The organism is Acinetobacter sp. YH12211, assembly GCF_013418015.1.
Taxonomy (GTDB): Bacteria; Pseudomonadota; Gammaproteobacteria; order Pseudomonadales; family Moraxellaceae; genus Acinetobacter; species Acinetobacter towneri.
In genome coordinates this window covers 70,251-85,539 of sequence record NZ_VPCW01000009.1, presented here as the reverse complement: position 1 = coordinate 85,539, position 15,289 = coordinate 70,251, and the positions used below count along the sequence as shown (strand labels likewise).

Annotated in this window: 15 protein-coding genes; 1 reads left to right on the top strand and 14 read right to left on the bottom strand. The window is 40.6% G+C overall.

The window, feature by feature from the left end:
- Positions 1 to 153 precede the first annotated feature (153 nt).
- From FTU98_RS06915 to alr, 5 genes are all read right to left on the bottom strand, one after another.
- Positions 154 to 1,332: an acetyl-CoA C-acetyltransferase gene (locus FTU98_RS06915; RefSeq protein WP_004973139.1), complete on the bottom strand. Its 1,179-nt coding sequence runs from the start codon at positions 1,330 to 1,332 to the stop codon at positions 154 to 156.
- Between the two features lie 82 nt (positions 1,333 to 1,414).
- Entirely contained in the window at positions 1,415 to 3,187 is a 1,773-nt protein-coding gene (locus tag FTU98_RS06910) for a class I poly(R)-hydroxyalkanoic acid synthase (RefSeq protein ID WP_180050784.1), read from the bottom strand.
- A 125-nt stretch (positions 3,188 to 3,312) separates the two neighbouring features.
- Positions 3,313 to 3,657 carry a phasin family protein gene (locus tag FTU98_RS06905; protein WP_004973142.1) on the bottom strand — a complete coding sequence of 115 codons (345 nt, stop codon included), beginning with the start codon at positions 3,655 to 3,657 and terminating at the stop codon, positions 3,313 to 3,315.
- Between the two features lie 51 nt (positions 3,658 to 3,708).
- The gene (locus tag FTU98_RS06900) at positions 3,709 to 4,455 is read right to left on the bottom strand and encodes a beta-ketoacyl-ACP reductase (RefSeq protein ID WP_180050781.1); all 747 of its coding nucleotides are present in this window, start codon (positions 4,453 to 4,455) and stop codon (positions 3,709 to 3,711) included.
- Between the two features lie 530 nt (positions 4,456 to 4,985).
- Complete coding sequence (alr, locus tag FTU98_RS06895) at positions 4,986 to 6,062, bottom strand: alanine racemase (protein WP_004973145.1); 1,077 nt, start codon at positions 6,060 to 6,062, stop codon at positions 4,986 to 4,988.
- A 466-nt stretch (positions 6,063 to 6,528) separates the two neighbouring features.
- Here alr and FTU98_RS06890 point away from each other — a divergent pair, with 466 nt between their 5' ends.
- On the top strand, positions 6,529 to 7,095 hold the full coding sequence (locus tag FTU98_RS06890; protein ID WP_026438364.1) for a hypothetical protein: 567 nt from the start codon (positions 6,529 to 6,531) through the stop codon (positions 7,093 to 7,095).
- A gap of 21 nt (positions 7,096 to 7,116) precedes the next feature.
- Here FTU98_RS06890 and dnaB read toward each other — a convergent pair whose 3' ends face one another.
- The 9 genes from dnaB to cyoA all read right to left on the bottom strand — a co-directional run bounded on the left by dnaB (position 7,117) and on the right by cyoA (position 15,139).
- A complete protein-coding gene (dnaB, locus tag FTU98_RS06885; protein WP_004973149.1) occupies positions 7,117 to 8,562 on the bottom strand; it encodes a replicative DNA helicase in 1,446 nt (481 codons plus the stop codon).
- A gap of 232 nt (positions 8,563 to 8,794) precedes the next feature.
- Positions 8,795 to 9,241 carry a 50S ribosomal protein L9 gene (gene rplI, locus FTU98_RS06880; protein WP_004973150.1) on the bottom strand — a complete coding sequence of 149 codons (447 nt, stop codon included), beginning with the start codon at positions 9,239 to 9,241 and terminating at the stop codon, positions 8,795 to 8,797.
- A gap of 9 nt (positions 9,242 to 9,250) precedes the next feature.
- Positions 9,251 to 9,478, bottom strand: a complete 228-nt coding sequence (rpsR, locus tag FTU98_RS06875) for a 30S ribosomal protein S18 (RefSeq protein ID WP_004719336.1) — start codon at positions 9,476 to 9,478, stop codon at positions 9,251 to 9,253.
- 11 nt (positions 9,479 to 9,489) lie between these two features.
- Positions 9,490 to 9,879: a 30S ribosomal protein S6 gene (rpsF, locus tag FTU98_RS06870; RefSeq protein WP_004973153.1), complete on the bottom strand. Its 390-nt coding sequence runs from the start codon at positions 9,877 to 9,879 to the stop codon at positions 9,490 to 9,492.
- A gap of 358 nt (positions 9,880 to 10,237) precedes the next feature.
- Positions 10,238 to 11,116 carry a heme o synthase gene (cyoE, locus tag FTU98_RS06865; RefSeq protein ID WP_167846069.1) on the bottom strand — a complete coding sequence of 293 codons (879 nt, stop codon included), beginning with the start codon at positions 11,114 to 11,116 and terminating at the stop codon, positions 10,238 to 10,240.
- 10 nt (positions 11,117 to 11,126) lie between these two features.
- The gene (locus FTU98_RS06860) at positions 11,127 to 11,453 is read right to left on the bottom strand and encodes a cytochrome o ubiquinol oxidase subunit IV (protein ID WP_004973158.1); all 327 of its coding nucleotides are present in this window, start codon (positions 11,451 to 11,453) and stop codon (positions 11,127 to 11,129) included.
- Complete coding sequence (gene cyoC, locus FTU98_RS06855; RefSeq protein WP_004973159.1) at positions 11,453 to 12,070, bottom strand: cytochrome o ubiquinol oxidase subunit III; 618 nt, start codon at positions 12,068 to 12,070, stop codon at positions 11,453 to 11,455. The genes FTU98_RS06860 and cyoC overlap by 1 nt, the downstream gene beginning before the upstream one ends.
- A gap of 3 nt (positions 12,071 to 12,073) precedes the next feature.
- The gene (cyoB, locus tag FTU98_RS06850; RefSeq protein WP_096900904.1) at positions 12,074 to 14,062 is read right to left on the bottom strand and encodes a cytochrome o ubiquinol oxidase subunit I; all 1,989 of its coding nucleotides are present in this window, start codon (positions 14,060 to 14,062) and stop codon (positions 12,074 to 12,076) included.
- A gap of 3 nt (positions 14,063 to 14,065) precedes the next feature.
- Positions 14,066 to 15,139 carry a ubiquinol oxidase subunit II gene (gene cyoA, locus FTU98_RS06845; RefSeq protein ID WP_004973169.1) on the bottom strand — a complete coding sequence of 358 codons (1,074 nt, stop codon included), beginning with the start codon at positions 15,137 to 15,139 and terminating at the stop codon, positions 14,066 to 14,068.
- Between the last annotated feature and the right edge of the window lie 150 nt (positions 15,140 to 15,289).

Genomic DNA, 15,289 nt, shown 5'->3' with positions numbered 1-15,289 from the left:
GTCAAATTAATCGACAACAATATTATTTTAAGCTCTGTGTTGTTAAAAAAATAGTGGAAGCCGAAGCTCCCATTATGTCTTAACTTATTACTGGCTTTGAACAGCTATCAAATTCAATAGCTTTGACTCGTGCAGTACTTTCGGCTCGGTTACTTAGTCGCGTTCAACCGCAAGTGCAACACCCATACCACCGCCGACGCAAAGCGTTGCGATGCCTTTTTTTGCATCACGGCGTTGCATTTCGTGTAGTAACGTCACGAGGATACGGCAACCTGAAGCACCAATCGGGTGACCGAGGGCAATTGCGCCACCATTCACGTTTACTTTATCTAGGTCTAAGCCTAATTCTTTGGCAACACCTAGTGCTTGTGCGGCAAAGGCTTCGTTGGCTTCAATTAAATCGACCTGATCTAAGCTCCAGCCTGCTTTATTTAAGGTTTTCTTAACCGCTTCAACAGGGCCAAGACCCATAATTTCAGGCTCAATACCCGACATTGCATAGGCTTTAATACGTGCTAAAGGTTGTAGGCCTAATGCTGCAGCTTTGTCTGCACTCATCATCAACACTGCTGCTGCACCATCGTTAATACCAGAAGCATTGCCTGCGGTTACGCTGCCATCTTTTTTGAACGCAGGGCGTAATTTATTCAGGCTTTCAAGGGTAGTATTGGCTTTGATGTATTCATCTTCAGCAAATACAATTGGGTCGCCTTTACGCTGTGGAATGCTTACAGCCGCAATTTCATCTTTAAATTTACCAGCCGCTTGTGCTGCAGCCGCGCGTTGTTGTGAAGTCAGTGCCAATTGGTCTTGTTCTTCACGGTTTAAACCAAGCTTTTCTACAATATTTTCTGCAGTAATACCCATGTGATATTGGTTATAGGCATCGGTTAAACCATCAGCCACCATGCTGTCGATCAACTGGGCATTCCCCATTTTTTGACAGTTTCGCAATTGCATATAGTGTGCGCTTTGTGACATTGATTCTTGACCACCAGCAACCACAATTTCTGCTTCATCACACTGAATCGCTTGTGCAGCCAAATGTACGGCACGTAATCCCGAACCACACACCACGTTAAGCGTTGATGCAGGTACTTGCACAGGAATACCTGCAGCAATTGCGGCTTGGCGTGCAGGGTTTTGTCCTACACCTGTAGTGAGTACGTTGCCCATAATCACCTGATCGACTTGTTCAGGCTGTACTTTGGCACTGTCTAATACTGCACGAATTGCTGTTTGCCCCAATTGTGGTGCAGATAAAGAAGCGAGACTACCTAAAAAGCTACCAATTGCAGTACGTTTTGCAGCAACAATGACAACATCTTTCATTTTATATCCTTAAATTTTATGTTCACGTTTCTGTGGATGCACATGATATATAGCATGTGCATTGCTGTTGTTATATGACTGATTAAAATAAATTTACCAAAACATAGCGACCTGGTGCTGCTTCTATCATTGGATATTGTGCATTACCTAAGGCACGGGCAGGGAATTGTTCGCCTGCATACGGTGTAACCCAAGCCTGCCAGCGTAGCCACCAAGATTCAGGATGATACTCTGCACCATCTAGCCATTGCTTGGTATTTTCAAACTTGGCAGAGTTGGTATAGCAGCCGTATTTATTACGACTTGGCGGATTCACAATGCCTGCCACGTGTCCAGATTCACCAAGTACCAGTGTAGATTCACCGCCTAAGTAATCTGCACCACGGAAGCTTGTATCCCAAAGTGCGATATGATCTTCCTGCGTTGCAATAAAGAAGCTTGGTGTTTTGACACGAGAAAGGTTGAGTCCAACACCGTTTACTTTCACTGCGTTTGGTGAAATCAATTCATTATTCAAATACAAATTACGCAATAAGAAATTATGAATTTTGGCAGGAATATTGGTGCCGTCGCTGTTCCAATACAAAATATCGAAATCTGAAGGCTCTTTGCCTTTTAAATAGTTCTCGATGTAGTAGTTCCAGTACAGGGTATTTTCACGTAACAAACTGAACGTAACTGCCAATTGGCGACCATCAAAATAACCGAATTGATTATTTAAGGTTTCTAAACCATTAATCACAGGTTCATTAATAAATACGCCTAAGCTGCCTGGGTTTTCAAAGTCGATAATGGTTGCCATATACGTGGCAGATTTCACATGACTTTTCAGGCGTTTTGCCACGTAATAAGCCTGCGTTGCAGCAAGTAAAGTACCACCAATACAATAGCCGATACAGTTGGCTTCTTTTTCTCCTGTAATTTCTTCAATAACACGCAAAGCTTCAACCGCACCTGTGGTGATCAGATCAGCGAAAGTGAGTTCTTTTTGTTCAGCATTTGGGTTACGCCAAGACATTAAAAAGACCGTATGACCTTGCTGACGTAACCAGTTCACCAATGAGTTTTGTTCGCGTAAATCCAGCACATAATATTTATTAATAAATGGCGGCACGATTAGAATCGGGGTTTGATATACATTTTCTATCGTTGCTTCATATTGCAACAACTGGAAAATTTCATTTTCAAAGACCACTGCGCCTGGTGTATAGGCTAAATCTTTACCCAAGCTAAAAGAGTCACTATTGACTATGCGAATAGATAAATATTTTCCGCTATTGACCACATCATCATGGAAAATTTGCATACCACGGACAAGGTTTTCGCCTTGTTCGGTAATGGTTTGCTGAATCACTTCAGGGTTAGTCCAAAGAAAATTGCTTGGTGATAAAGCATTAATCATTTGACGGGTAAAAAAGTGAATGCGGTAACGCACTTTGTCTGGAATGCCTTCTACGACATCCACCATATTTTGTACCAGTTGGCTAAACAGCAAATAAGACTGCGATAACAGGTCAAAATTGGGTTGTTCTTGCCATAATGGGCTGTTAAAACGACGATCACCACTTTCAGGTTGAATGAATGGTTCGATGTCTTTTGCCACACTGCGCATCATCACATTTTGGTAGATTTGCATTTGACCTTGCCACCAGCTCCATTGCATTTCCATCAAGCGTGCTGGATTTTTAGACAAAGCTTCAAAGAACATAGACATATCTTCTTTGTTGAGCTGTGTTAAGGCGTCATTAATAGGGCTTTGCCCATAATAAAATTCTTGTAGTTTTTTCCAGATATCATCGTGGCTAGAGAAAAATTGTAATATATTTTCTTTGAATTGAAATGAGTTCTGTTTCATTTCATCGCTCCATAGCACATGGCTTTTAGCAATCAAATTGAGTGCAAGGCTGAAACTAAAACGGGGAAATTTTCACACTTCCCCGTAACATTCGTCCTGATAACGCATGGTTTTCAGAGCAGTGTTTATTTATTATTTGGCATTGAATCGCTGACTAACTTTTCAAATTCTGCTTTGACTTCTGAAGTCAGTGTTGCTAATTTTTTGCCATCTTCAATCATTTGCTGACTGAGTTTGTTCATAGTTTCTAATTGCTTGGTGGTGCAGTTCACCATGCTTTGCATGTCTTTCACTTCGCTATTGGCAAACATTTGTGCTAAACCAATGTTGGCATAGTTGCGTGCTGCTTCTAATTGTAGGTTGGTTAAGTTAGCAAAATTTTTTGCAACTATACTGTTGAATTTGGTGTACGGTTCAAACACGTTTTTGTATTGAGCATTCATGTTTGAAAATAAGTCGCCGTATAGCATGGGTGTCACTCCAGTAAATAAACTTGTAGATTCAAATGAGGTGTTACACGCTTAGTGCATGTATAAGCCGCCGTTGATTGATAAGGTTTCGCCTGTTACGTATGCAGCATGATCACTCACTAAATACATAACTGCTGCCGCAATTTCGGTAGGGGCGGCAAGACGTTGCAGAGGAATTTGTGCTTCAATGCTTTTAATTACTTCTTCGCGCATGGCTGTGACCATCGGGGTTGCGGTATAACCTGGTGCAACGACGTTCACGCAGATATTTGAACGTGCGCCTTCTTGCGCCAAAGCTTTGCTAAAGCCGATGATGCCTGCCTTAGTTGCAGAGTAGTTGGCTTGACCAAATTGACCTTTTAAACCGTTCACCGAACTAATGTTCACAATGCGACCAGACTTTTGTTCTAACATTTTGTTAAATACAGGCTGAGTCACGGTAAAAAGTGTTTTTAAATTGGTATCAATCACTTCAGACCATTGTGCATAGCTCATTTTTTTGAAAGTCGCATCGCGGGTAATACCAGCATTGTTGACCAACACATCTACACGACCTTCAGCATCAATTGCTTCTTGAATGGCTGCTGTAGCCGCTTCATGCTCATTTAAGTTGGTTAAAACAAAGCGCACATCACTTTCTGTAAAGCCTTCGTCTTTAAGCCATTGCTTTTCGCGATCTTCTTCTCTTGGTACAACCGTTGCAATAATTTTATAGCCTGCTGTAACCAGTTGACGGCAAATCTCACTGCCAATACCACCTAATGCACCCGTCACTAAAGCTACTTTTTGTTCAGACATATTCTTTTCCTAAGCAGAATAAGGTTATAAAAATTAAGGAGTTTTTCCTCTTTATTCTTGTTTAGAAATTAAGCGTTTTATATTTCAAAGAGGCTGCAGTTTGATGATGCTTTGAAGTCAAAAGTAAACAAATATTGGTAATAGATTATTTTCTTATCATGTGGATGCTTTTATAAATGGCTTAAATAGTCGTGAAGTCATTGATTCATCGTAGCGCGCAGCACAAACTTCTGAGAACTGGTGAAATGTGATTAATCCATGAATTTGAAGCGATGTGGCAGTTTAAAGACAGTGCGCGAGCATATTGTTTTTTCTTGAGATTTTGAGTGTGATTTTCAGCTAAATATTTGGATGACTGTAAAGCGCTAAATGCAAATGTGGGTGACCACAAATTTTTATCAATATGAATGGAAATACAGTGAATTTAAGAAAATAAAAAGCGAAAAGAAAAATATAAGAAAGAAAAAGAGAATGGCTTAGACGATTGCATGCAGCAAAACTGCTACATGCAACAGATCGAAAAAAGAAAGTTAAATGCTGGTTGCCTTGCGCTGTGGGCGAGGGCTTAAACGACACAACAACTCATAGCCAATCGTACCATTGGCTGTGGCAACATCATCCACCAAACGGTGTTTGCCCCATAGTTCAACTTGTGTGCCTAATTCAACGTCTAAACCTGTGACATCAATGGCAATCATATCCATAGACACACGACCAAGCACAGGCGTTAATTTTGCACCAATCGCAACAAAATTTGGCTGAACAAATGTACGTGGATAACCATCGCCATAGCCAATTGAAACAATCGCAATTTGCATGGCTTGTTCTGCAGTAAAGGTTGAACCGTAGCCGACGTGTTCGCCTGCATCAATTTCATTTAGTGCGATCACTTCTGCGCTTAAAGTCATCACAGGCTTTAAGTCGAGTGTATGCACATTATGTGCGGCAAAAGGCGTTGCACCGTAAAGCATAATGCCTGGGCGTACATAATCAAAATGCAATTCGGGATAACGATAGATTGCAGCAGAGTTGCAGCAAGAAGCAAGAATAGGGCTGCAATTGTCTTTGACATGCAAAAATTGCGCGACTTGTTGATCATTCAAAGCATGGTCGCCATCGGCATTGGCAAAATGCATGGTCAACACACAGGTAAAACCTTCGGCTTTGAGCATGTGAATCACATCAATAATTTCAGGAATTTTAAAACCTAAACGATTCATGCCGCTGTTGAGTTTGACCCAGACTTTTAAGCCTTGTGCGATATAATCAGCTTTATGTTGTAGTAGCCAATCGAGCTGTGCTTGATGATGCACTACACATTCCAATTTGTGTGCCAACACACTTTGCATTTCATCGGCAGAAAAAACACCTTCAATCAGGGTGATGGGCTGCGTATATCCCAATTCACGAATTTCTAAGGCTTCTTCAACGCAAGCGACACCAAAGGCATCGCTGTCTTTTAAGGCTGCTAAGCAGTCTTTTACACCATGTCCGTAAGCATTGGCCTTGACCATGCTAACAATTTTCGCTGTTGGGGCAAGTTGTTTGACACGGTTTAAATTATATTGCAGTGCCTGACTGTCAATATAAACTGTTGCTTGGCGCACCCTAAATACTCCTTGGGAATGACAATTGGTAATTTGTGTTAGATACACTGTGGAGTGATAAATAAATACTAAAAATAGTTCTATTTAAAAATATTCACTATTGTAGACCTATCAACCTCAAATAGACATGAACATTTAAGTTTTTGATCATAAATTAATTTAAGATCGAAAAATCTATTAGGTTATTGATTGCAAATAATTTGTAAAAGTTTCAGACTTTATTTTTCATATAAAACTATACGTTCTAAAAGCTATTATGGTGTTAGATGCTCTCACTCAGGAAATTCTAAACTGTACGAGTTATGGCAAGATTCAGATGATTGTGGAGAGTGGGTTCGTAATTTAAATGAACTCAAAGAGAGATTAAACAATGCATTTTAAACTTGGATATGTTGAATAAATAATGAAAATATTTTGTTATCTGGGATGGAGTACTTTATTTTTTTGTCAGTCAGTTATGGCTTGTATGCCACATTCACCCAATGACGTTTTTATTGCCCGTTACCAAGGTTCACTGGCAGTACAGGAGAGTTCAGACTTCATTTTTGAACTCAGTTCAGGTCAATTTATTTTTCGCTCAATACTAGATGAGGTTAAATATAAAAAGCCTACTCAATGGTACAGTGGATTTTCAGGTAAAAGTACAGCTAAAAACCAATTAATTATTGGTTTAGCTTATGCACCAGATGGTGCTAAACCCCAGCAATATCAAGTAGTTTCATTTGCAACATTAAACTGTAAGAATGACCAGCTTGTTTTATCTAAACCGATTGTCCCATTTTTAGCTTGGAATAAGCAGACCTCAAATTGTTCTACAGTCGATAGATCAGAGGTTGGGATTTTAGATGGTTTTATAGACTATGATCAGACACATTATTTGGCGCAACTGCAACAAAAGTATCCGACATGCAAGCAATTAAATAAAGCATTTCCATCACTTGAAATGGAAGAAAATAGTCAAGATTATAATTTACTCTCAAGTTGGAAACTATGGTGGGCAAAGTTAATAAGTCAGATTAAAACATGGTTTTAATAAAAAAGAGCAATGCAAGCATTACTCTTCATCATCATACTGAGCATAATACTCAGGAGATAAGTTACTAAAACGCGTATATTGCCCTTCAAAAGCAAGACGTACCGTACCAATTGGGCCGTTACGCTGTTTACCAATAATAATTTCGGCAGTACCTGCTTCTTTAGATTCTTTATTGTAAACTTCGTCGCGGTAAATAAACATGATTAAATCCGCATCCTGCTCAATTGCACCAGATTCACGCAAGTCAGACATCACAGGGCGTTTATTAGGTCGGTTCTCTAATGAGCGGTTGAGCTGTGACAAAGCAATCACAGGGCAGTTCATCTCTTTGGCCAAGGCTTTTAAGCTACGTGAAATTTCTGAGATTTCGCCGACACGGTTATCGCCCATGCCTGGGACTTTCATTAACTGCAAATAATCGACCATGATACAGCCAATTTTACCGCCATGTTGTTTGGCAATGCGTCGCGCACGTGCACGTACTTCCGTAGGCGGCAGGGCAGATGAGTCATCAATATACAAATGCTTTTCTTGCAGTTGTAAAATCGTGCCTGTGACTTTTGACCATTCATCGCCACTGAGTTTACCTGAACGTAAATTCCCTTGATGCACTTTGCCGTATGCAGAAATTAAACGCATTGCGATTGAGTCTGCAGGCATTTCCATAGAGTAGACAAGGGCAGGCAAATCATTGTTAAACAAAACACTTTCGACCAAGTTCATGGCAAAGGTGGTTTTACCCATAGATGGACGCGCAGCGACAATAATCAAGTCACCCGCTTGCATGCCCGAAGTTTTATTATCTAACTCCACAAAGCCTGTGGTTAAGCCTGTGATGTTACCTTCCATTTTAGAAAGTTCATCAAGTTTGTCGAATACATCGGCAACCACGCTCGAAATGGCTTTTGGGCCTTGTGCTTTGGCATTGTTATTATGTTGTTCGGCAATTTGGAAAATATTGGTTTCGGCCAAGTCTAAAATTTCACTTACGCTACGACCTTTGGTGTCATAGGCATTTTGTAAAATTTCAGAACTGACTTTAATCATGTTTCTGAGGGTCGAGAATTCTTTAATTTTCGTGGCATAGGTTTCTAGGTTATAAAAACTAGAAGGCGAGTCTGCCATGAGCTGCATTAAGTATTCTTCCCCGCCTGCAGCTTCAAGTAAATTTTGTTTAATCAGCCAGTCATTCACCAATACGGCATCATAAGGTGAGTTTTCTTTAGACAAAGAATCAATGGCGCGGAAAATATATTTGTGGCGTGTCGCGTAAAAATCAGATTCTTGTAGCACATCACCCACTTGTTCAAAAGATTCGGCCACAGTCATTAACGCAGCCAAAACAGCTTGTTCGATGGCTAAGTTATGCGGTGGGGTACGAAACTCTTTAAGCGGGCTGTTCTCATTTGGTTTTAGATCAGACTTTGCAGTATGTTGCTTTGCGCTAGCAGTCGCCTGTGACATATAAATCCCTGATTTTTAAAACAGTAAATGCTGAATAATGCACGGGGATAGAATTTGAAACTCATATTCTTTCCACTTCCCGATGATACGCCCTCTAGAAAAAAAAGCGAGTAGATTTTGGCGAAGGATAAGTCAAAGCGTGCATGATGATTTAGGAAAATTGTACTAATCGTATATTCTAAAGACAAAAAAAGAGCATGCGATTAGGCATGCTCTTTTCTTTTGCAGCAAATTACTCAGATACGATAGTAACGAGAACTTCAGCAACAACATCATGGTGCAATTGGATTGCGATGTTGAATTCACCAGTGTGACGAAGCGCACCGTTTGGTAAACGAACTTCTGCACGGTCAACTTCAAGACCAGCATTCGTTAACGCGTCAGCGATGTCACGAGTACCGATAGAACCGAAAAGTTTACCTTCATCACCAGCTTTAGCAGTGATTACGATGTTAACTTCGTTCAATTGGTCAGCACGTGCTTGAGCAGCAGCTAAAATTTCAGCTTCTTGCTTCTCAAGTTCAGCACGACGAGCTTCAAATGCAGCAGTGTTTGCTTCAGTTGCAGCAACTGCTTTACCTTGAGGGATCAAGTAGTTACGGCCGTAACCAGCTTTAACTGAAACTTTATCGCCTAATTTACCAAGGTTCTTAATGCGTTGTAATAAGATAATATCCACAGCTCAACCTCACTTATGATTGTCAGTGTAAGGGATCAACGCTAAGTAGCGAGCTTGTTTAATAGCAAGCGCTAATTGACGTTGGTAACGAGCTTTAGTACCTGTAATACGGCTAGGAACAATCTTGCCATTTTCAGTGATGTACTGTTTTAGTGTATCGATATCTTTGTAGTCGATGTACGTAACGTTCTCAGCTGTAAAGCGGCAGAACTTGCGACGACGGTAAAAACGTGCCATTGATGTTCTCCTTAAGCTTCAGCAGAGTCTTGGTTAGCGTGTTGTGCTTCTTCACGTTGAGCTTTACGCGCACGTTTTTCTTCAGCACTCTTAGCCAATAATGACTCTTCAGTGATAGCGTTTTCACGACGGATGATCAAGCTACGAAGGATCGCGTCGTTATAACGGAACAATTCTTCTAACTCGTCAAGCGTAGTTTGACCACATTCAACGTTCATAAGAATGTAGTGCGCTTTGTGAATTTTGTTAATTGGGTAAGCCAATTGACGACGGCCCCAATCTTCTAAACGGTGAATTTGACCTTCAGCTTCTTTGATGTGAGTTAGGTAACGTTCTACCATACCCACAACTTGATCGCTTTGGTCTGGGTGTACCAAAAGTACGATTTCGTAGTGACGCATTGTCAGCTCCTTACGGTTTATGCAGCCCCTGACTAAATTGAGCCAGAAGCAAGGAGTCACAACCGAAGTTGTGTCGCAAAATTGCGAAGCGTGAATTTTAGAGCTTTTACCAAGTAAATACAAGGCTTGGTCTAAGAAAAGATCGGCTTGGGCAAAAAGGGAATGTAATATTTTGCATCTATGATTGGAATTTAAATTTTATACTTTGTATTTGTATGTCACTAACTTTTAGAGTGTTTAATTCGAAAATTATTAAGGACGAATAAATCAAAGACAGATAAATTGTTATTATTTAAATATTGAAGTGTGGAGAGGGTAGGCAGGCACTCCATTAAAAGATAGAGCTAAACTCTATCTTTTAAAAAAGTATGATTTGCGTGCTTGGTGCGGTTGCTGTAAAGCTAAAACATAAACTCACAACAGTAATTAAAATAACCGAAAATAGGAAAAAGCGTTTTGCCCATAATTGATCATTTTCTGCTTTGAAGCCAATGACGCCAATATAGAACCAATAAATACAAAGTGTATTCAAAATAACCAGATATAGCCAGTTTGCATAACCAAATACAAACAGTCCATTCATGGCAACGGTAAATAACACCACATAAATTAGTGATTCAATTTTCGTTCGTAAAATTGAACGAGCAACTGGCAAAATTGGAATCCCCGCATTTTTGTAATCATCAAAACGGTAAATTGCAATCGCCCAAGAGTGGGGCATTTGCCAAAGTGCATAACCTAAAAAGATAAGTAGTGCAGCTAAGTCAAATTGATTTGCAACAGCTGTATAACCAATGACAGGTGGGCTTGCGCCTGAAATACTGCCAATAATGGTTTGATGAATTGTTGTGCGTTTGGTCCATAGACTGTAAAAGCCGACATAAACCACGAAACCAATCAGTGCAAAAAGAAAAGCGTATGCGTTAACTCCAAACCATAAAATGCTAAAACCAATTATGCCCAATACCACTGAATAAATCAGCGCAATAGGAACAGAAACAGTTTTTTTCACTAAAGCACGGTTTTGTGTGCGTTGCATTTTTTGGTCGATGTCTTGGTCAATAATATTGTTGACCACACATCCTGAGGCGACAACAAGCGTTGTACCAAGCAGAGTAAGCAGTAGGAGAAGGAAATCTACAGAACCTTGGGCAGCTACAAAGTAGCCACCCAAAGTGGTAATAAAATTACCAAAGAGAATTCCTGGCTTTGTCAGGAATAAATACTTTTTCAGCATGACAACCAGTTTAGATCATCATGTTGTAGTGTAGGTAGTTCATGATCCATACAGAACCAACCAAAAGGATGGCAATGGTCAGAATGGTATACACGAATGCAATCACGTTCCAACGTTGCTCTGAAGAAGAATTCATATGCAAGAAATAAATTAATTGAATAAGAATCTGAGCAACTGCTGTAATCGAAATAACAGTAATCAAAATACCACGGCCAAAACCACCTGCCATAACCATACCAAAAGGAATAATGGTAAGGATAACAGAAAGGATAAAGCCAATCGTATATTGCTTAGTGTTACCGTGTGATGCACCAGCAGAGTTGTGATCGTGACTCATTAGAGAACTCCCATCAAGTAAACTACGCTGAATACACAGATCCAAACGATGTCAAGGAAGTGCCAGAACAAGCTTAGGCAAGCTAAACGACGCATGTTCGGAATAGTCAAACCATATTTCTTGATTTGAACCATTAACACGATCATCCAAACTAAACCTGAAGTTACGTGAATACCGTGCGTACCAACCAAAGTAAAGAACGCAGATAAGAACGCACTCGCACTTGGACCATGTCCAGCGTGAACTAAATGGTTGAACTCATAAAGTTCCATACCAATAAAGATCGCACCGAAAACCCAAGTCACGCCTAACCAAGTTAGAACTTTAGCAACATCTTTCTTGTAAGCAGCTAAAACGGCAAAACCGAAAGTTACAGAAGAAATCAACAGGGCAAAAGTTTCTGTTAAAACGAAGCCTAATGACTCGCCAAACAAATCTTTAGCTGTTGGAGTGCCTACTGGAACGTGGCTACTTAATACAGCGAACGCGATGAAAAGTGTACCAAAAATTACAAGGTCACTCATCAAGTAGGTCCAGAAACCAAAGACGGTGATGTCTGTATCATCGTGGTGATGATCATCATGTCCGTGGTTGTCGTGATGAAGTACTTCAGCCATGTCTTAGTCCTTCTTCAAGTGTTTTTCAAGGATCGCATAGCGTTCGTTTTCAATACGCTCAACTTCAGCAGCAGGAACATAGTAGTCCACTTTCTTCGTGAAAGAACTCACGATGAAGCTGATGATTGCCGCAATGAACGTAACGATTGCTAGCCACCAAATATGCCAGATTAATGCGAAGCCCATAGTTGTAATAAACATTGCAATTATGAAGCCAGCTGCACGGTTAGTTGGCATATGGACATCTTCATACTTAGTTGGACGAGCGTATGCAACACCATTTTCTTTGTCAGTCCAGAAAGTATCAATACCATTGATCTTTGGAAGGTGAGCAAAGTTATAGAACGGTGCTGGAGAAGAAGTAGCCCACTCAAGCGTACGGCCATCCCATGGATCTCCAGTAAGGTCTAAGCGTTGGTTGCGTTGTAGGAAGCCAACCACAATCTGCATAACGAAGCAGAATAGACCAATAGCAATTAACACAGAACCGAAGAACGCAATTGCCAAGTATGGATCCCATTCTGGGTTGTCATATGTATTCAAACGACGAGTCATACCCATGAAACCAAGGATATAAAGTGGCATGAATGCAAAGTAGAAACCGAAGAACCAGAACCAGAATGCTGCTTTACCCCAAGTTTCATTGAGTCTCCAACCAAACATTTTTGGCCAGTAGTAAATGATACCTGCGAACATCGCGAATACTACACCACCAATAATTACGTTATGGAAGTGAGCAATTAGGAATAAAGAGTTGTGTACAAGGAAGTCCGCTGGTGGAACTGCCATTAATACACCTGTTAAACCACCGATACCAAAAGTCACAAGGAAGCCAAGTGTCCAAAGCATTGGGGTAGTGTAGGTAATACGACCCTTGTACATGGTGAATAACCAAGAGAAGATTTTCACACCAGTAGGAATCGCAATAATCATGGTCATGATACCGAAGAACGCGTTAACGTTGGCACCTGCACCCATGGTAAAGAAGTGGTGAACCCATACAACAAGTGATAACACACCAATTGCAACAGTTGCGTACACCATTGATTTGTAACCGAACAATGTTTTGCGAGCAAAAGTCGCAGTTACTTCTGAGTAAATACCAAATGCTGGTAATACTAAGATATAAACTTCTGGGTGACCCCATGTCCAAATCAAGTTTACATACAACATTGGGCTACCACCCATGTCGTTCGTAAAGAAGTGGAAACCGAAGTAACGGTCAAGCGTTAACATTGCAATTGTCGCAGTTAAAACTGGGAATGTTGCAATGATAAGTACCGCAGTAACTAATGTTGTCCAAGTGAAAACAGGCATGTCCATAAGTTTCATGCCAGGCGCACGCATTTTGATGATGGTAACGAAGAAGTTAACACCAGTAAGAAGCGTACCTAGACCAGAAACCTGAAGTGCCCAAATATAGTAGTCAACACCAACACCTGGAGAGTATTCGATACCAGATAGAGGAGGATAAGCCATCCAACCTGTAGCAGCGAATTCACCTAATGCAAGTGAAACCATCATTAAACCTGCAGCACCAGCGAATAACCAGAAGCTTAAAGAGTTTAATAACGGGAAGGCTACGTCACGAGCACCAATCTGTAATGGTACAGAGATGTTCATTAAGCCAACAACAAGACCCATTGCCACGAAGAAGATCATGATCACACCGTGTGCGGTGAAAATCTGGTCATAGTGTTCTGGGTGTAAATAGCCTTCACCACCACCTTTCGCAAGGAACTGTTGAAGACGCATCATGATCGCATCTGCGAAGCCACGAAGTAACATGACTACAGATACAAAGATATACATGATACCAATTTTTTTATGGTCTACAGATGTGAACCATTCGTTCCACAAGTAGCCCCATTTTTTGAAGTAGGTAATACCAGCAATCGCTGCAAGACCACCTAAGATCATCGCTGCAACAGTTACCAATACGATTGGATCGTAAGGAATTGCATCTGGACCTAACTTACCTAATAAGCTCATGTCTTATTCCCCTTGAGAAGCAGTCGCATGTTCAACTGCTACATGAGTTTCAGAAGCAGGCGCTTCACCAGCCACTACAGGAGCTGAATGGTCAGCACCATGGTAGTTACTCATATAGTTATTGATCACTGATTCAAACAAGCCTTGCTCAACAGAAGAGTAATAAGTCACAGGATGTGGCTGAGTCTTATATGGACCTTCTTTTAAAGCCGTTGCAGCAAGTTTTTTCTCTAATTCAGTTTTGGCGTTACGAACCATTGCATCAATTTGTTTCTGTGAACGGTTACCGTCACGTAAAGAAGCAAATTCAGCTTGATCTAAAACTGTTTTTTGAACAGCTTGAGGATTGATAGTCGTACCTTGACCTGCTTTAACAGCTGTTACCCATTGCTCAAAATCAGCTTGAGTTACAGAGTGAGCTTTAAAGCGCATTTGCGAGAAACCATAACCTGAGTAGTTAGATGAGAAACCACGGAATTCGCCCGTGTTGTCTGCTAAAACGTTCAAGTGAGTTTGCATACCCGCCATTGCATAAATCTGACCAGATAATGCAGGGATAAAGAACGAGTTCATTGTGAAGTTAGATGTTAAACGTAAGCTTACAGGCGTTTGCTCTGGGAAGCGTAATTCGTTAACAGTAGCAATGTTCTGTTCTGGGTAGATGAAGATCCATTTAAATTGTTCAGCAATAACTTGAACAGTTAAAGGAGCTTTTTCGGATTCTAGCGGACGGTAAGGATCGTACTTGTGGGAACCCCACCAAGTTAACCAAGCTAAAATACAAATAATAATAACAGGTATACCCCATACTACAATTTCAATTGCAGTAGAGTGTGACCATGTTGGTTGATAGTCTGCGTCTTTATTCGATGCGCGATATTTCCAACCGAACCACAATGCCATAATTGCAGATGGAATAACCACCAATAGCATTAGGTAAATCGCAGTCATCATCAGGTTACTTTGACCTGCTGCAACTGGACCTTTTGAGTTCAGAAGTACTAAATCACCGCCACACCCAGTTAAGAGTGCAGCCATCGTAGATAAAGACAATACAGCTAAAATCGTTTGTCTCATTTTACAACCTCGGTGAAGAGTCCCATTCCCTAATTTAATATGGGATAGCGATTAAAGTGTCGCATGATTAAAAAGACATCAAAAAAGATGAAAAAGTCTTCTTAATCATCGGACACCGCTACGTTGTAGGGCATTATGCCTGATATCGAC